The sequence below is a fragment of the Kitasatospora sp. NPDC001660 genome (assembly GCF_053596725.1).
Window position 1 is genome coordinate 45,551 of record NZ_JBSFGU010000028.1, and the last position, 15,245, is coordinate 60,795.

A 15,245-nucleotide genomic window follows, 5' to 3' on the forward strand; every position below is an offset into this window, starting at 1 on the left:
CCGTGACGCCGGGGAGAGCGACCACCATCGGCACGTGAACGGCACGTTCGGACACCCGGCGCCCGCAGATCAGGAGCCCCTCATGTCAGTACCTCAGACGCCCCGCACATTCGGGGCGAGCACCACCGCCGCCGAGGTGATCGACGGCGTGGACCTGCACGGCCGTCGGGCCGTGGTGACCGGTGCCAGTTCCGGGATCGGAGTGGAGACGGCCCGGGCGCTCGCCGCGGCCGGAGCCGACGTCACCCTGGCCGTGCGGAACACCGACGCCGGTGCGCGCGTGACGGCCCGCTTGGAGGCCGAACTGCCGACCTCATCAGGCACATTGACCGTGGCACGCCTCGACCTGGCCGACCGGTCCACGGTCGAGGCGTTCGTGGCCGCCTGGGACGGCCCGTTGCACATCCTGGTCAACAACGCCGGGGTGATGGCCCTTCCGGAGCTCACCCGCACCCCTGACGGCCGGGAAGCTCAGTTCGCCGTCAACCACCTCGGGCACTTCACGCTCGCCGTCGGCCTGCGCCCGGCACTCGCGGCGGCGCAGGGCGCGCGGATCGTCTCGGTCAGCTCGATCGGCCACCTCTTCTCACCGGTCGTCTTCGACGACCTGGACTACCGCTTCCGCCCGTACGACCCCTGGACCGCCTACGGGCAGTCGAAGACCGCCAACGTCCTGTTCGCCGTCGGGGCCGCCGAGCGGTGGGCCGACGACGGCATCACCGCCAACGCACTGATGCCGGGCAACATCGCCGACACGTCGCTGGCCCGGTACATGGGCGCGGAGCAACTGGCCGGCTTCATCGACACGACCGGACTCGCACTGCCCCCTCAGAAGACCGTCGAGCAAGGCGCCGCGACTACGGCGCTGCTGGCCGCCTCGCCGACGGTGGAGGGCCTCACCGGCCGCTACTTCGAGGACTGCGCACAGGCACAGACGGTCACCGAACGAGCCGGTGCCATCGCGGGCGTGGCGCCCTACGCCCTGGACCGGGAGAACGCCACCCGACTGTGGGCCGTGTCCGAAGCCCTCGTCCACTAGCCAGGCCCCAGGTACGCGCGTATCGGCGGCCGGCTGTACCCGACGTGTCGGGTACAACCGGCTCCTGGTCGCGGCGCCCTGACGCCGCGCAGGTGCGGGCGGTCAGAGGTGGTGCGCCACGAAATCGGCCACCTGCGTGCCGAGTTGCTGACCGGCCTGGTTGTCGATGGCGGTGTGCTGGCCGGACCAGATCCGGCTGAGCCACGCTTCGGTGGCGGCGTCCTGGAAGCCGGCGAAGGTCCGCGTGACACCTTTCGACGTCACCGTGATCTGGTGGTGCGTGCCGTAGAACCCGGCGAGCGTCGTCGCCGCAGCTTGGCTGAGCGCGCCGTGAGCGCCGGGGTATGACGGATCCGGGGCGGTCGGCAGCAGCGGGGTCCAGCTGGGATCGCCGACGATGCCCCGGTTGTAGTGCGTGTCGCCGAGCCGGATCGCGGTCACCGGCCGCCACACGTGGTAGGCGTACTTGGCGTCGTACATCGCGATCGCGGTGTCGGCGAGCGACAGGTCGAGCCGGGCGAAGACCTTCACCGCCTGCTGCAGGCTTGCGTTTTGGGAGGTGACGAGGCCCTGCGCGACCTGGTTCCACACGTTCCAGACGGACGCCGCCGCCCAGAACTTCGCGGCCGCGGTCTGATCGTGCGTGCGGGTGGTACTGGTCTTGCTGCCCAGGCCCTTGACCTCGTTCAGGGCACTCGCGTACGCGGCGCTGCTCACGGCCGGCGGCGCTGCCGGGCGGAACTGGCTCCCGCTGGTCAGCACGAACGGCTTGACCGCACCCCAGTCGCTGAACACCGGCATGGGGAAGGCGGGCGGCGTGGGCCGGTAGTCGCCGGGCAGGCTGCCGGGAGTGAACTGCGGCGGCTTGGTTGAGGACCCGTCAGTGGACCGCAGGCTGATCAGCTGGCGCGCGACCGCTGCTCCCACGCCGATGCCTGCCTGCTTGCCGGCGCTGTTGGCGATCGCGGACAACTGGCCGCTCAGCTGCTGGTCCACGCTTGCGCGCTTGGTGGGGTACAGGGCGGCCAGCACATCGTGAGCTGCCTGGTCCGCCGCGACGTCCGCACGTGCACCCTGAGGTGCCGGCACCGAGAACGCGTACACGGGGTCCGCGTGGGTGATCGAGGCCACCGCGTCGTACTCGGCGGCCTGGAGCAGCGCGAAGCTACGCGTGGGCTGGACGGTGGCCGGTTGGGCCTTGGGATCGCTCAGGATGCCGATGAGCTCGCGGTTCCACGCCACGACCGACCTGCCGGACCCCGCAGCGGCGGTGCTCGTGGTCGGCGACTGGGCGACGGCGGCGGTGGCCCCGAAAGCCGGGCTGGTGAGTCCGGCTGCCAGCACCGTTCCGATCAGGACGGCGAGTGTCTTCTGCTTTCCACTCATTTCGGTGGCTCCTTCTCGCTGGTGGCGGGTCGCGGCAACAGGCGGCAACGCTCGGACCACTCGGGTGCATCACGTGGGCCGCTGCGGACCAGGGAGTCCAGGTACATGGGTGTGTGCTCTCTACTGATCAGCCCGCGAGGCGGGCCGGGTGGGGGTCGGTCATTCGGTTGGTGTTTTCCGTGCCGGGCCCCGGCCTTGAAGACGTGCACAGCTTCCGGGTCAGCGCGGACGTCGTACTGCCGTACGCGGGTGGGCCGGACGTGGGGTGTCGGCTGAACAACGGGTCGGTGGCGTAGCGGAGCCCGGTGAACGGGACGTGCGCCGGTAGCTGGACGCGGGCGGGATCGGCCGCGCGGCGGGGAAGGCCCTGAGGGGCGGCGGAACCATCTCGGTCATCTCGGCTCACTCCTTGCCGGATGGAGGGAAGGAGGGGATCCCGGGGATCGGGTGCTCGTCAGATTCCACGGTTCCGGGGTCCGTGCGGTTCGGCCCGTAAGCACCTTTTGCGAGATTTCATTGATTTGTGGCATATGCGATGAGCGGCCGGGAACGCAGAGACCCGGGTGCTCCGACAGCAACTCGCTCGACCAGGTCCGCAGGCGCAGCGCCGAGACGAGCTCCACCTGCCCGAGATCGGCCTTCACGGCCTGAGGCGCACCGCTGCCACCAGCGTGATCGCCCCGCGCCATCTCCCGAACTGCCCGGACGCCTCGTGGGCACACATCGACCCTTGAGGTCGCCGCAGGTCACGGCTCCGCTGAGCGCAGTGTGCCCACCAACTGGCGAACTCTGGAGACACGAACGGGCCGAACCACATGGCGCCTGTCGCACGTGAAAGTAGACAAGCGCTGGTATTCACGAGATCTCCTCCCCATCCCCCGTCCCATCCGCAAGGAGTGAGCTGAGATGACCCAGCTACTCCCCACGAACTCCCGCCGCCGCCGCAACGCTCGGCTCCACGCCACGCGCCGAAGCCCGCAGCGTCCCCGGTTCGCATCCATCACGGGTGTGCTGCCTGCGCGAGGTTGCTGCCGCCGCCAGGCGCTGCTCACCTTGCCGGCGCAGGAAGCACTCGTCTCCGCCGCCCGTCACTTCACGGCGGAGCTGCTGGAAAGCTGGAGCATTCCCCAGGACGAGCGGGACTCCGCCGTTCTCATCGTCGACGAACTCGCCGCCAATGCCGCCCGGTACGGCCACGAGTGCATGACGCTGCAGCTGGTCCTCGACCACCACGTGCTGCACATCGTGGTCGTCGACTCCGGAGCTGACGTAGGCCGCCCCAGCCATCACATCGCCCCTGACGAACACGGTCGTGGCAACGGCATCGTCGAGTTCCTCTCACAATCGACCGAGGTCCGCCAAGCTCCGGAGGGTCGCGAAGTCCACGCCTGCCTTCAGTGGTCAGCGTGACCGCACCCGGTGAGGCTTTGGTCGCCAGGTGAGCGCGTCGCTCACCTGGCGACCGCGATGAGCATGGCATGGCCTTCGGTCTCCGGCGCGGTCGGCGATGGGGGGCGGGGATGACCGCCGTCGCCCGAACCCGCTTCCCCCGTCCCGCGGTGAACGTCGTGCCACGCGGCGTGACCTGTGCCCCGCCTGTCCGGCCGGCCCGTGCCGGCTTTGGAGGGCTGCCGGCCATGAGGCGCCCGACCTGGCCGGGGCGTCACGCCGGGATGGTGAGCAGCTTCTGGCCGTTGCCGGCGTAGATGTCGAAGTGACTGATCGTTCCTGGGGACATGGGTACGGTCCCGGAGATCTTGGCGCCACGCGGGTACTCGCCGGCCTGCCAGGTGGCGGCGGTCGCCGCGGTGCCCGTGATCCCGACCGCTTGCAGGCTGCATGTGATCCCGGGGGGTGCTCCCTTCGCCGAGACCTGCAGGGCGGTGCCCCAGGCCGCGGGCGAGACCTCGACCGTGGCGGACACGCCGGTGGTGGGGTCGGTTCCGGAGAAAGTATGGACCGGGGCCGGTGACGTCGGTGCGGGCTGCGCGACCTGGCTGCTCGTGGACACGACGGCAGCCAGCCACGTACCGCCCGACGCTGCCGCGGCGATGAGCGTCGTGGCGGCTGCGACCGCTACCAGTTGCCTCCGCACGGCGTTACGGCGTCGGGACGCTGCCTGCTGGAGCAGCCGGTCGAGCCGGCTTCGCTCGGTTTGCTGCGGTACGCCCGGCCCGGCAGCGGCCGCAGGCTGCGGCTCTGGCTGCGCTCGCGCGCGTGCGGCGGCCCGCTGTACCAATCGGTCGGCCAGCTCCTCGCCGGGCGCGGGCGCTGCCTCGCCTGCGGCCTCGGCCTCGCTGACCTTCGCGAGTAGCGCGGGCATTCCCGCCAGTTCGGCATGCTCGGCCTGACACTCGGCGCATTCCGCGAGGTGGGCGCGGACCTGCTCCGTCTCCGCCGGGGACAGCGTTCCCAGCACGTATCCGCCCAGGGAGAACCGGACGGCGTCACGGTCGCCGTTCATGGCCCGCACCTCCTCCACTCCGCTGTCACGGCTCGATACCCCGTTCCTGCAGCGCCAGCCGCAGCGCCTTCAAGGCGTAGTACGTGCGCGACTTCACGGTGCCCACCGGAATGCCGAGCACCTGCGCGGCCTCGACCATCGTCCGGCCCCTGTAGTACGTCTCCAGCAGCACGGCCCGGTGTTCCGGGGAGAGGGTCCGGATGGCCTCGGTCACCGCCCAGCTCTGCAGTGCTTGCTCGATCTCGTCTTCTCCGGGCGTCTGCGCCGCGACCCGTCCCAGCGCCTCTCCATCGACCTCGGTCGGTCTGGCCCGGCGGGCCCGGCGGGCGTCGATGACCAGGTTCCGGGCGACCGTGCACAGCCACGCCCGGGCCGGTCCGCGCTCGGGGTCGAACGCCGCCGGGTGCTGCCAGGCCCGCAGCAGTGTCTCCTGCACGACATCCTCGGCCCATTGCCAGTCTCCTGAGGTCAGTCGCAGGACGAAGTGAAGCAGCGGCCCGGCGTGCTCCGCGTACAGCGTGCGGAGCAGTTCCTCGTCCGCGCGGGAAATGGTCCCCGCACCAGAGACACGGTCCCCGGAGCGATCCGGCTCACTCCCTGGACCGCGTTTCCGAAGACTCCACGGCATAAGTCGATCATCGCATATGCCTCAAATCACTGAAATCTCGCAAAAGGTGCCTACACACCGAACCGCACGACGCCCGGCACCCGTGGAACCTGACGAGCACCGATCCCCGGGCCCCTCCCCCCGTCCCACAAGGAGTGAGCCGAGATGACCCAGATGGTTCCGCCGCCCCTCGGGGCCTCCCCCACCGCGCGGCCGGCGACGCGACGCGACCAGGTGCTGCGGCTCCACGACGCGCTCCGCGAGCGCAGCGGATTTCCGCCCGTGTCCCGCCCGGCGCGCCCGCCATCACGCACGGCGACTGGACCGTCACGGTCGGCGTCACCCGCCTCCAGCTACCGGCGCACGTCCCCGTTCGCCGTGCTCCGCCACGCCACCTACCCGGCTTACCGGCACCCCCACCTCCGGGCCGGCCGCGCACGGCAGCACGGTGGCAGCGTTGACCCGGAAGCCGTGTACGTCCTCGACGCCGGGTCTCGGCGCGGAACACCGACCGGACGACCGACCCCCGCCCGCCCCCATCGCGGGCTGATCAGTAGAGAGCAACACGCCATGCACCCGAAGTCCCTTCCATCACTCCGACGGCCCCTGGTGGCGGCCGGCCTGGCCGTTGCCACTGCGGGCACTCTGGTGCTGCTCAGCGCCTGCGGCGGATCGCCGCAGTCCTCCTCCACCGGTTCCGGCGGTGCCCCAAGCTCCGCCCCGAGCGCCCCGGCAATGCCCGGCATGAGCACGCCGGCAAGCCCTCCGGCCACAACGGCACCGGCGACCGGGAACGCGGTGACGATCCAGAACTTCGCGTTCTCACCAGCCCGCCTGACGGTCAAGGCGGGCACGACGGTGACCTGGACCAACAAGGACACCGACCCCCACACCGTGACCAGCAAGCAAGGATCGGGCGGGCCCCTGAACTCGGCGTCGCTGACGACCGGCGCCACCTACCAATTCACGTTCACCCAACCCGGCACCTATGCCTACTTCTGCACCATCCATCCCTTCATGACCGCGACCGTGGTGGTGACCCCATGAACCAGTGCCCGGACGCGCGCGGCAGGGCGCCAGGCGCCGACCTTGACAATCCAGCCGGCGGACACGCCATGACATGGCATCAACTCGGAGGAGTGATCCGCATGAACGCCAGGAAGGGACCCGGCTCCGCTATGCGTCCGGCCTTCGCGACACGCCTGGCCGTCGCCGGCACGCTCGCCGGCAGCGGCTACCTCCACGCTCAGCTCTACCTCGACGGATACCGCTTCATCCACGTCGTCGGCGCCCTGTTCCTGCTCCAGGCGATCGCCGCCTTCGCGGTTGCCGCTCTGATGCTGTTCACGGCACCGGTGCTGCTCAGGGCCGCAGCTGCCGGCGTCGCGCTCGGTGCTCTCGCCGGGTTCGCCGCCTCCCGCACGATCGGCGTGTTCGGCTTCACCGAACGCGGCCTGCAGCCCGCCCCCGAAGCCCTGCTCAGCCTCCTGCTGGAGGGCGGCACACTGCTGATCCTCGCAGCCTGGCAGGCAATCGCCTGGGCCCGTCGCCCTCGTAGCCCCCAACATCCCGTAGATCCCAACGAAAGGGCCCTCGCTCGTCGAGGCTGAGGCCCTGCCAGGAGCGCCAACGAGAGAGCTGTCACTGTCACTGGAGCACTTCGCACAGCCGCGGCCACCGTCCCTGCCACAGTCGCGCTCGGACACGCAACCACCTGGCTATGCCGGTGTTGTTGGCCCCACCCAGTGACGGCTCGAGGCGTTCCACTGCCCGCCGCCAGGGTGAAACAACGAGACTCCGCTGTTCGGTGCACGGAATGTACTGTCCGCTCACATACAGTAACCAATCGGGTTGCACCCCTCCAGGATCCCCCGGCGGGTGCAACGCGGTCGTCTGTCTGCCCGAGAAGACGGTATCCGGCTTGGTCCTGGATCACACCCGCCCGTGCGGCTGGGGACGCGTAGAAGGAACGATGGCCATGAATGCGAACTCCGCTCCACCGGTCCGACGGTCGCCTACGGTGTGCCTGGTCGCCGTCGCCGTTGCCGGAGCAGTGGGGCTGGTCAGCGCGTGCGGCGGATCGTCATCCAAACCCTCCGGCGCACTGAGTCCCGGACCCGGTCAGACGAGCCTGGCGGGATTCCCCGGCGCCTCCGGAACGAGCGGTACGGTCACGGCCAGCCCACCACCAAGCACGCCCCCGACCTCACCTACCAGCGGGCAGCCGTCCGCCACCAGCGGCCAGCCCTCGGCCGCCAGCAGCCAGGCGTCCGCTCCAGCGGCCGCCAACGCAGTGACGATCAAGAACTTCGCGTTCAACCCGGCCACCCTGACGGTCAAGGTGGGCACGAAGGTGACCTGGACCAACACCGACCCCGACGCCCACACCGTCACCAGCAAGCAAGGATCGGGCGGGCCACTGCAGTCGGCGGCCCTGGCCACCAACGACACCTACAGCTACACGTTCACCACCCCCGGCAGCTACCCGTACTTCTGCTCCATCCACCCGTTCATGACCGCGACCGTGGTGGTGACCCCGTGACCGAGGACAGCCACGACTCCAACGGCGGCGGCGAGCACGACATGACCCGCCGCCAGCTCATGCGGCACTCCGCCTGGTTCGGTGGCGCCGTGGTCCTGACCGTCGTCGCGGGAGAGGTGATCAGTCACATCCCCGGTTCGACGAGCGCAGCCCCAGCGAGCAGCGCCGACCTGCGGTTCGTGCAGATCTCCGACAGCCACATCGGCTTCCAGGGCCCGGCCAACATGGACGTCACCGCGACGTTCGCCGCAGCGATCAACCAGGTCAACTCCCTGGGCTACAGGCCTGACTTCGTGATGCACAGCGGTGACCTGACGCACCTGTCCACCCCCGACGAGTTCGACCAGGTCAAGCAGATGATGTCGCAGCTGGACACGGACCGGGTCTTCACCGTGCCGGGCGAGCACGACTCGATCGGAGACAACGGACCACGCGCCTACCGACAGGCTTTCGGCCAGAACACCCTGGGCGACGGCTGGTACAGCTTCGACACCCACGGTGTGCACTTCATCGCGCTGGTCAACACGCTGCACCTGGAGCAGCTCGGCCACCTGGGCAACGACCAGATCGACTTCGTGCGCAAGGACATCGCCGGCCTGTCCTCGGACACCCCCATCGTCATCTTCAGTCACATCCCGTTGTTCGCGATGTATCCGACGTGGGGCTGGGGCACCGACGACGCGGTGCAGCTGCTGTCGATGTTCCGCCGCTTCTCCTCGGTCACGTGCCTCAACGGGCACGTCCACCAGCTGTTCAGCAAGACCGAGGGCAACATCACCTTCCACTCGGCCCGCCCCACCTGCTACCCGTTCCCCAAACCCGGCCAGGGCCCCGCCCCACTCCCACAGGTACTGCCCGCCGGACAGCTCAAGGACGCACTCGGCATCCGCACCGTCAACTACTGGCAGGGCAACCACGCACTGGCCATCAAGGACACGAAACTCGCATGAACACCCGGAGCACGAACACCCGAAGACTGCCCGCCCTCGCCCTGCGCCTGGCGCTCGCCGCCACGCTCGCGGCGAGCGGATACATCCACGCCCAGCTCTACATCGACGGATACCGCTCCATCCACATCATCGGCTCGTTGTTCCTCCTGCAGGCCAGCACCTCCTTCGCAGTGGCCGCACTCCTCCTACTGGCGGCACCCCCGCTCCTGCGCATCGCCGCCACAACGATCGCCATCTGCACGCTCGCCGGGTTCACCGCTTCCCGCACCACCGGACTGTTCGGATTCTCCGAAAACGGCCTGCAACCCACCCCGCAGGCCCTGCTCAGCCTCATCGCCGAAACGCTCACCCTGCTGATCCTCGCGGCCTGGAAGGCATCCGAGGCTGCGGCGAAATCGAGGGCCGGGGCGGCCGAGCACGTGTAGGGCCTCGCTCACCCCGCCGACCACCGACGGCACCACGACGCCCTGTGGCTTCTCCTGCCCGCGCTGGTGTGGCCGGCCTCTACTGGTTCGGCCGCGTCCACACCCCCAAACCGCCAACTACGAAACCAGCCTCTTCAGGAACCGCGGCGACGCGAGACTGCTGAGAGCCCAAATGGGCTCCGCGCTCCTGGGCCTGGCGCTTATTCAGCCCGAAGTGCACGGCGGGACGGCGTGCGGGCAGCCAACCGGCTGGTGAGAAGGAGGCCGCAGCCGCGTCAAGGGCGCGGTCCGTTTCCATGCGCTCCCTACGCCGCGGGCACCTCAACGGGACACTTGATCTCCCGGACAGTCCCGGGGCTCTACGCTGCGGGCATGACCTCGCGACACGCACAGTGGGCCAGGCTGCGCCGGCGGTTGTGGCGGCCGCCGCGCGCGCATGGCGAGCAGCCGCGCGAGCGGGTGGTCGGTCCACTCGAGTTGTTCTACGACCTGGTGGTCGTCGTGCTGGTGGCCCAGGCCGCCCATCACCTGGCCGGGCACCTGACCTGGAGCGGGCTGGGTGAGTTCGCCGCCGTCTTCGCGCTGGTGTGGATCGCATGGTTCAACGGCAGCCTGCACCACGAACTGCACGGGTACGAGGATGCCCGCGGCCGGAGCATGTTCCTGCTGCAGATCCTGGTGCTCGTGCCTCTGGGCGCGTGCATCCCCGAGGCGGGCGGCGCGCGCGGAATCGCGTTCGCCGTGAACGCGGGGGTGCTCTTCGCGGTACTGGCGGTGCTGTGGCTGTTCGCCGCACGCGGTGACAGCCCCGAATTCCGCCGCCCCAGCATGCTTTTCGTCACCGGAACGGCCCTCTGCGCGGTCGTCGCGGCCGTGAGCGCCGCCCTGCCGGCGGGCATCCGTGTGCTGACATGGGCTCTGCTGGCCCTCGCCTACCTGACAGGGTTCGCGGTCCTGATCGGTACGGCCACCCCGGTGCAGGCCACCGCGCTCACCGTGACCGATGCACTCACCGAACGGTTCGGCCTCCTCATCATCATCGTGCTTGGCGAAACCGTGACCGGCGTCGTCGACGGACTGGCCCACGAGCCGACCACCGCGCTCACCGTCGCCGTCGGACTCGTCGCCGTCGTCGTCGGCTTCGGCGCCTGGTGGACGTACTTCGACTTCGCCGGACATCGGCCACCAAGGCCCACCCGCACGAGCACCGTGCAGTGGATGCTGGTCCACTTGCCGCTCACGGCCGCGATGGCCGCGATGGGCGCCGCGATGGTCAGCCTCGTCGAACACGCCCACGACAGCCGGACCCCCGCCGCAACGGCCTGGGTGCTCTGCGGGGGCGCGGCCACGGCGCTCTGCGCGACGATGCTGCTGGCGGCTTCGCTGCGCGTCTGGCGGCAGGAGCGCAGGCTCTACCGGCCACTGGCCGGCATCTGCGTCATCGTTGCCATCGTGTGCCTAGGAGTCGGCGCAGCACGCCCGGCTCCACTCGTCCTTGGCCTCGCCCTCGTCCTCCTCCTCGGTGTCCCGTGGGGACTCGCCGTGGCATACCACCTGTCCCACGAAGAGGAACCCACTGCCGAGAGAGAGGGGTGAGCGTTCCGGTGAAGGCCGAAGCGCACCAGCACCACAGCCGCGGACGCTTCGCCCAACTCGTCCGCGCAGCCGCCGCACGCAACCGCGACCGGCTGATCTGAGGCACCCGGTACCCGACAGCGCCCACCCAGCGAGAATAGTCACACGCGGAATCGACGAGACCACTCAACGTTTCCCCCTTGGCGCCTGCTCAAGGGAGATCCGCAGGCCACAAGCCCCCTTCCAGGGTTGGTGGTCGCATGATGGTCGCCAGCGGCACGCTGGCTGGAAGGAGAACGACCCGCGCACCCCTTCGAGGCGATCACCATGCGCAGCTCACCCACCCCTGAACGAGGACGGGTCTACCGGCGTTGTGGCTGCCGCGACGACCAGCGTCGCCAGCTCGGCACCCGCTGCCCGAACCTCGCTGCCAACCCCGAGCACGGCACCTGGGCCTTCGCCGTCGACGTCCCCTCCACCGACGGCCACCGCCGCACAATCCGCCGAGCAGGCTTCCCCACCGAGGTCGACGCCCGCATCGCGCTGCGGCGCTTCAACCAGTCCCTGCCCGCCTTCGTCATCATCGACCCGCGGCAGACCACCGCCGACTACCTCATCACCTGGCTCGCCGAGAAGGAACTCCACCTCAAGCCCACCACCATCGCCCGCTACCGCGCCTACATCGAACAGGACCTGATCCCCGCCCTCGGCACCATCCCCCTCGACGACCTCACCCGCCAGCACCTGAGCGCCTTCGTCACCACCCAACTGCGCCACCACCGCGGCAAGGTCACCGTCCACCGGATCATGTCCACCCTCTCCAGTGCCCTCAGCTCCGCCGTCACTGGCGAACGCCTCGCCCGCAACCCCGCCAAGCCCCCACTCATCTCACGCCCCGCCCCCGCCGAGCGGCACCTGTGGACCGAGGAGGAAGCCGCCCACTTCCTGCGCTTCACCCACGTCACCGACCCGCTCTTCGCCGACCTCGCCGAACTGATGATCGGCACCGGCATGCGCAAAGGCGAAGCCCTCGCCCTGCAATGGGACGACGTCCACTTGCGTGAGCGCACCCTGTTCGTCCGCGCCACCCTCTCCGTCATCGACAACAACCAACTCCTGCTCACCACGCCGAAGACCAAGGGCAGCCGAACCTGGGTCGCCCTGTCCGACCGCGCCGCCGACGCCCTCGACGACCGAGCCGGCTCCCGCGCCTTCGGCCAGATCACCCCCGCCGGCGGCTACGTCTTCCACCGCCACGGCCGCCCGCTCCACCCCAAGAGCGCCCTCGATCGCTTCTACCTGCTCTGCGACAAGGCCGGCGTCCGTCGCATCGCCCTGCACGACCTGCGCCACCTCGCCGCCAGCTTCGCTATGGCCGCCGGCACGCCCCTATCCGTGGTTTCCAAGACCCTGCGCCACCGCACCCTGTCGACCACCGCGAACATCTACGCCGACCTCACCCACCTCGCCGCCCGCGCAGCCGTCGACGCCATCGCCTGGACCCTCAACACCGCCGACCGCGCCATCCTGGGCGAACCGACCTGCCGAGCCCGGCGCCCCTGGCACCAAGAACCGCGCCCCCACCGGCAACTGCCCGCACACCAACACGCAGGAACAAAAGAACCGTCAGCCGCGTGGCCGATGTGGCCCGGAGACCACCATGCGACCACCAGCTGACCGAACATCAAAAAGGCCGCTCCCGCCAGAAGCGGAAACGGCCTACGACCTGCAGTTTTGCAAGTCGGGACGACAGGATTTGAACCTGCGACCCCTTGACCCCCAGTCAAGTGCGCTACCAAGCTGCGCCACGTCCCGTGGTCTCGGTGCCGGGCGGCTGGGCCTGGGGGGCTCTGCCGGTCGGCTTCTCGACCTTGTCTCCGGTTGTCCCGGCGACGTGGAAAACAATACAGCACGTGGAGGGGTGCTCGCTGCCAGGTTTCGGGTGGGTGGGTCAGGGGGTGGGGTGGCGGGCGTCGTAGGTGAGGAAGGCGGGGCGGCGGACGGCGAGGAGGAGGACGGCGGCGACGCAGGCCAGGCCGCCAGTGATCACGGAGGTGGCGGGGCTGGTGAGGGCGGCGACGGCACCGGACTCGAAGTCGCCGAGGCGGGGGCCGCCGACGACGACCACCATGAAGATGCCCTGGAGGCGTCCGCGCATCTCGTCCGGGGCCGCGACCTGCATCATCGTGTTGCGGAAGATCATGCTGACGGTGTCGGCGCAGCCGGCGAGGGCGAGCAGGAACAGGCCGAGCCAGAGGTTGTGGAGCACGCCGAAGGTGGCGATGGCGAGGCCCCACGCGGCGACGGCGGTGAGGACGGCGGCGCCCTGGCGGTGGATGCGGGCGACCCAGCCGGAGAAGAGGGCGCCGACCAGGGCGCCGACGGCGGGGGCGGAGACCAGCAGGCCGACGGTGCGGGCGTCACCGCCGTAGAAGGTGACCGCGATGGCGGGGAAGAGGGAACGCGGCAGGCCGAAGATCATCGCGGCGAGGTCGGCGAGGAAGCTGGTGCGCAGGTTGGGCTGCTCGCGCAGGAAGCGGAGCCCGTCGAGGACGGAGGCGCGGGCCTTGCCCGCGTCGAGCGGACGCATGGCGGGCAGGCGCCACATCGCGTACAGGGTGCCGGTGAAGGCGACGGTGTCGACCAGGAAGGCCGCCTGGGCCCCGTAGGCGCCGATGAGGAGGCCGCCGAGCATGGGGCCCACGGTGAGGCCGAGGTTCATGCTGACGGTGTTCAGGGCGTTGGCCGCGGGGAGCTGGTGGGAAGGGACGAGGCGCGGGATCATCGCCGAGCGCGCGGGCGAGCTGAGGGCGAAGAAGCAGGCCTGGGCGGCGACGGCGGCGTAGAGGACGGCGACCTGGCCGAGGCCGGCCATGGCTTGGACGGCGAGGACGGCGGAGACGACGGCCAGGCCGGCGGCGCCGATCAGGCCGAGCTTGCGCCGGTCGACGCGGTCGGCGATCACGCCGCCGTAGAGGCCGAAGGCGATGAGCGGGACGAACGAGAAGAGGCCGACCACGCCGGTCGCGAAGGCGGAGCCGGTCAGCTCGTAGACCTGGACGGACACGGCGACGGCCGTCATCTGCTGGCCTATGGAGGAGACGGCCTGACCCAGCCAGACCCGCCGGTAGTCGGCGTGGTCCCGCAGCGGGCTGAGATCGGCGAAGGCCCGCCGATACCACGGGCCGGCTGCTACGGGCTCCCGGGATGAGGAGACGGGATCGGCGGACGAGGAGACAGGATCGGCGGACGGCGGAGCCTCTGAAGGGCGCGTTGATGAATGATGGTCGTTCGGCACAACCCTCCATGCTCCGCCCTGCCGTTCGTGCGCTCCCCACCGGGGCCCGCACGAACGAGCGCGCCCCAGGTCAGGGTTACCCCGTCAGGTCCGGGTTACCGGGTCAGAACCTGCTTCTCCCCCGCCTCCACCGCGAAGTCCAGCCGGTTGCCCGGCGGCGGGAACGGGCAGATGAAGTGGTCCGCGAAGGCGCACGGCGGCAGGTACGCCCGGTTGAGATCGAGCACGGTGCGGCCGTCCGCGTCCGGCGCGGGCAGCGTGATGAAGCGGAAGCGGTAGGTGTCGATGCTGCTCGTCGCGTCCGCGATGACGCCGCTGAGGCGGTTGCCGGCGCGGCTGACGGTCAGGGTGCGGTGCTCGCCGGCGACGGTGAACGCGATCTGCCCGGTGACGGCCAGCGGGCGCTCCTTGCCGTCCGCGTTCGGGACGAGGACGGACTGCGCGTCGTCCGCCTCGAACGGGGTGAAGACCGCGGGGACGGCCCACTCCGGCGAGTAGGGGTACGCGGAGATGCCTGCGAAGGAGGCCCGGCGGGGGGCGGCGGGGTCGAAGACCCGCAGGGCCAGCTCGCCCTCGCGCTCGATCGGGACGAGCAGCGCGTCGCCGAGGGCGGCGGTGTCGGCGGCCGGGTCGGTGTCGGGACGGAGCAGCACCTCGCCGTCGACCGGGTCGGCGCCACCGCCGACCGTGATGCCGTCGGCCGCCGTCGCGCGGACCCGGACGCCCTCCGCGTCGGCCCACCAGCGCCCGGGCAGCCCAGGGATCTCGATGGGCTCGGGCTCCAACCAGTGCGTGCCGGTGAGTGCGAGCTGCCCGTGCGGCGCACTCACCGACGCCGCCCGATTGTCGCTCCAGTGCTTCCAGTCCTCCGCGGCCGTCGCTGTCATCGGCAGACCCTCCCATCCGGTCCGCGGCCCGCCGCGCGGTGGGCCGCCCTTCTCGATCACCCAGCACAACAC

15 protein-coding genes and 1 tRNA gene are annotated in these 15,245 nt (G+C 70.2%); 9 read left to right on the forward strand and 7 right to left on the reverse strand.

All coding sequences use genetic code 11. The features are described from left to right. The first annotated feature begins 82 nt into the window (after positions 1-82). The gene (locus ACWCXH_RS26365; RefSeq protein WP_449803948.1) at positions 83-1,039 is read left to right on the forward strand and encodes an SDR family NAD(P)-dependent oxidoreductase; all 957 of its coding nucleotides are present in this window, start codon (positions 83-85) and stop codon (positions 1,037-1,039) included. A gap of 102 nt (positions 1,040-1,141) precedes the next feature. Here ACWCXH_RS26365 and ACWCXH_RS26370 read toward each other — a convergent pair whose 3' ends face one another. Then, positions 1,142-2,425 carry a vanadium-dependent haloperoxidase gene (locus ACWCXH_RS26370; protein ID WP_449803949.1) on the reverse strand — a complete coding sequence of 428 codons (1,284 nt, stop codon included), beginning with the start codon at positions 2,423-2,425 and terminating at the stop codon, positions 1,142-1,144. 906 nt (positions 2,426-3,331) lie between these two features. Here ACWCXH_RS26370 and ACWCXH_RS26375 point away from each other — a divergent pair. Further along, positions 3,332-3,835 carry an ATP-binding protein gene (locus ACWCXH_RS26375; protein WP_387625590.1) on the forward strand — a complete coding sequence of 168 codons (504 nt, stop codon included), beginning with the start codon at positions 3,332-3,334 and terminating at the stop codon, positions 3,833-3,835. 253 nt (positions 3,836-4,088) lie between these two features. Here ACWCXH_RS26375 and ACWCXH_RS26380 read toward each other — a convergent pair whose 3' ends face one another. Then, positions 4,089-4,889 (reverse strand): anti-sigma factor family protein, encoded by an 801-nt coding sequence (locus ACWCXH_RS26380; RefSeq protein ID WP_427393496.1) that lies wholly within the window; start codon positions 4,887-4,889, stop codon positions 4,089-4,091. A 25-nt stretch (positions 4,890-4,914) separates the two neighbouring features. After that, positions 4,915-5,517 carry a sigma-70 family RNA polymerase sigma factor gene (locus ACWCXH_RS26385; RefSeq protein ID WP_449803950.1) on the reverse strand — a complete coding sequence of 201 codons (603 nt, stop codon included), beginning with the start codon at positions 5,515-5,517 and terminating at the stop codon, positions 4,915-4,917. Positions 5,518-6,240: 723 nt separating this feature from the next. Between ACWCXH_RS26385 and ACWCXH_RS26390 the strand changes: the two genes are divergently transcribed. After that, positions 6,241-6,543, forward strand: coding sequence for a cupredoxin domain-containing protein (locus ACWCXH_RS26390; protein ID WP_449803951.1), 303 nt, complete (start codon positions 6,241-6,243; stop codon positions 6,541-6,543). Positions 6,544-6,644: 101 nt separating this feature from the next. Continuing rightward, positions 6,645-7,106 (forward strand): hypothetical protein, encoded by a 462-nt coding sequence (locus ACWCXH_RS26395; protein ID WP_427393494.1) that lies wholly within the window; start codon positions 6,645-6,647, stop codon positions 7,104-7,106. A gap of 511 nt (positions 7,107-7,617) precedes the next feature. On the opposite strand, the gene ACWCXH_RS26400 is transcribed toward ACWCXH_RS26395, so the two are convergent. Further along, entirely contained in the window at positions 7,618-7,785 is a 168-nt protein-coding gene (locus ACWCXH_RS26400; protein WP_449803952.1) for a hypothetical protein, read from the reverse strand. 4 nt (positions 7,786-7,789) lie between these two features. Between ACWCXH_RS26400 and ACWCXH_RS26405 the strand changes: the two genes are divergently transcribed. The 5 genes from ACWCXH_RS26405 to ACWCXH_RS26425 all read left to right on the forward strand — a co-directional run bounded on the left by ACWCXH_RS26405 (position 7,790) and on the right by ACWCXH_RS26425 (position 12,665). After that, positions 7,790-8,038, forward strand: a complete 249-nt coding sequence (locus ACWCXH_RS26405) for a cupredoxin domain-containing protein (protein WP_427393492.1) — start codon at positions 7,790-7,792, stop codon at positions 8,036-8,038. Continuing rightward, complete coding sequence (locus ACWCXH_RS26410; RefSeq protein ID WP_449803953.1) at positions 8,035-8,988, forward strand: metallophosphoesterase family protein; 954 nt, start codon at positions 8,035-8,037, stop codon at positions 8,986-8,988. The genes ACWCXH_RS26405 and ACWCXH_RS26410 overlap by 4 nt, the downstream gene beginning before the upstream one ends. After that, the gene (locus ACWCXH_RS26415) at positions 8,985-9,413 is read left to right on the forward strand and encodes a hypothetical protein (protein WP_449803954.1); all 429 of its coding nucleotides are present in this window, start codon (positions 8,985-8,987) and stop codon (positions 9,411-9,413) included. The genes ACWCXH_RS26410 and ACWCXH_RS26415 overlap by 4 nt, the downstream gene beginning before the upstream one ends. A gap of 414 nt (positions 9,414-9,827) precedes the next feature. Next, entirely contained in the window at positions 9,828-11,009 is a 1,182-nt protein-coding gene (locus tag ACWCXH_RS26420; RefSeq protein ID WP_449803955.1) for a low temperature requirement protein A, read from the forward strand. A 306-nt stretch (positions 11,010-11,315) separates the two neighbouring features. After that, positions 11,316-12,665 carry a tyrosine-type recombinase/integrase gene (locus ACWCXH_RS26425; RefSeq protein WP_449803956.1) on the forward strand — a complete coding sequence of 450 codons (1,350 nt, stop codon included), beginning with the start codon at positions 11,316-11,318 and terminating at the stop codon, positions 12,663-12,665. Positions 12,666-12,729: 64 nt separating this feature from the next. Here ACWCXH_RS26425 and ACWCXH_RS26430 read toward each other — a convergent pair. The 3 genes from ACWCXH_RS26430 to ACWCXH_RS26440 all read right to left on the reverse strand — a co-directional run bounded on the left by ACWCXH_RS26430 (position 12,730) and on the right by ACWCXH_RS26440 (position 15,173). Then, positions 12,730-12,803: transfer RNA gene (locus ACWCXH_RS26430), tRNA-Pro, on the reverse strand. Between the two features lie 136 nt (positions 12,804-12,939). Further along, positions 12,940-14,286: an MFS transporter gene (locus ACWCXH_RS26435; RefSeq protein ID WP_449803957.1), complete on the reverse strand. Its 1,347-nt coding sequence runs from the start codon at positions 14,284-14,286 to the stop codon at positions 12,940-12,942. Between the two features lie 95 nt (positions 14,287-14,381). Beyond that, positions 14,382-15,173 (reverse strand): DUF1684 domain-containing protein, encoded by a 792-nt coding sequence (locus ACWCXH_RS26440; protein WP_449803958.1) that lies wholly within the window; start codon positions 15,171-15,173, stop codon positions 14,382-14,384. Positions 15,174-15,245: the final 72 nt, after the last annotated feature.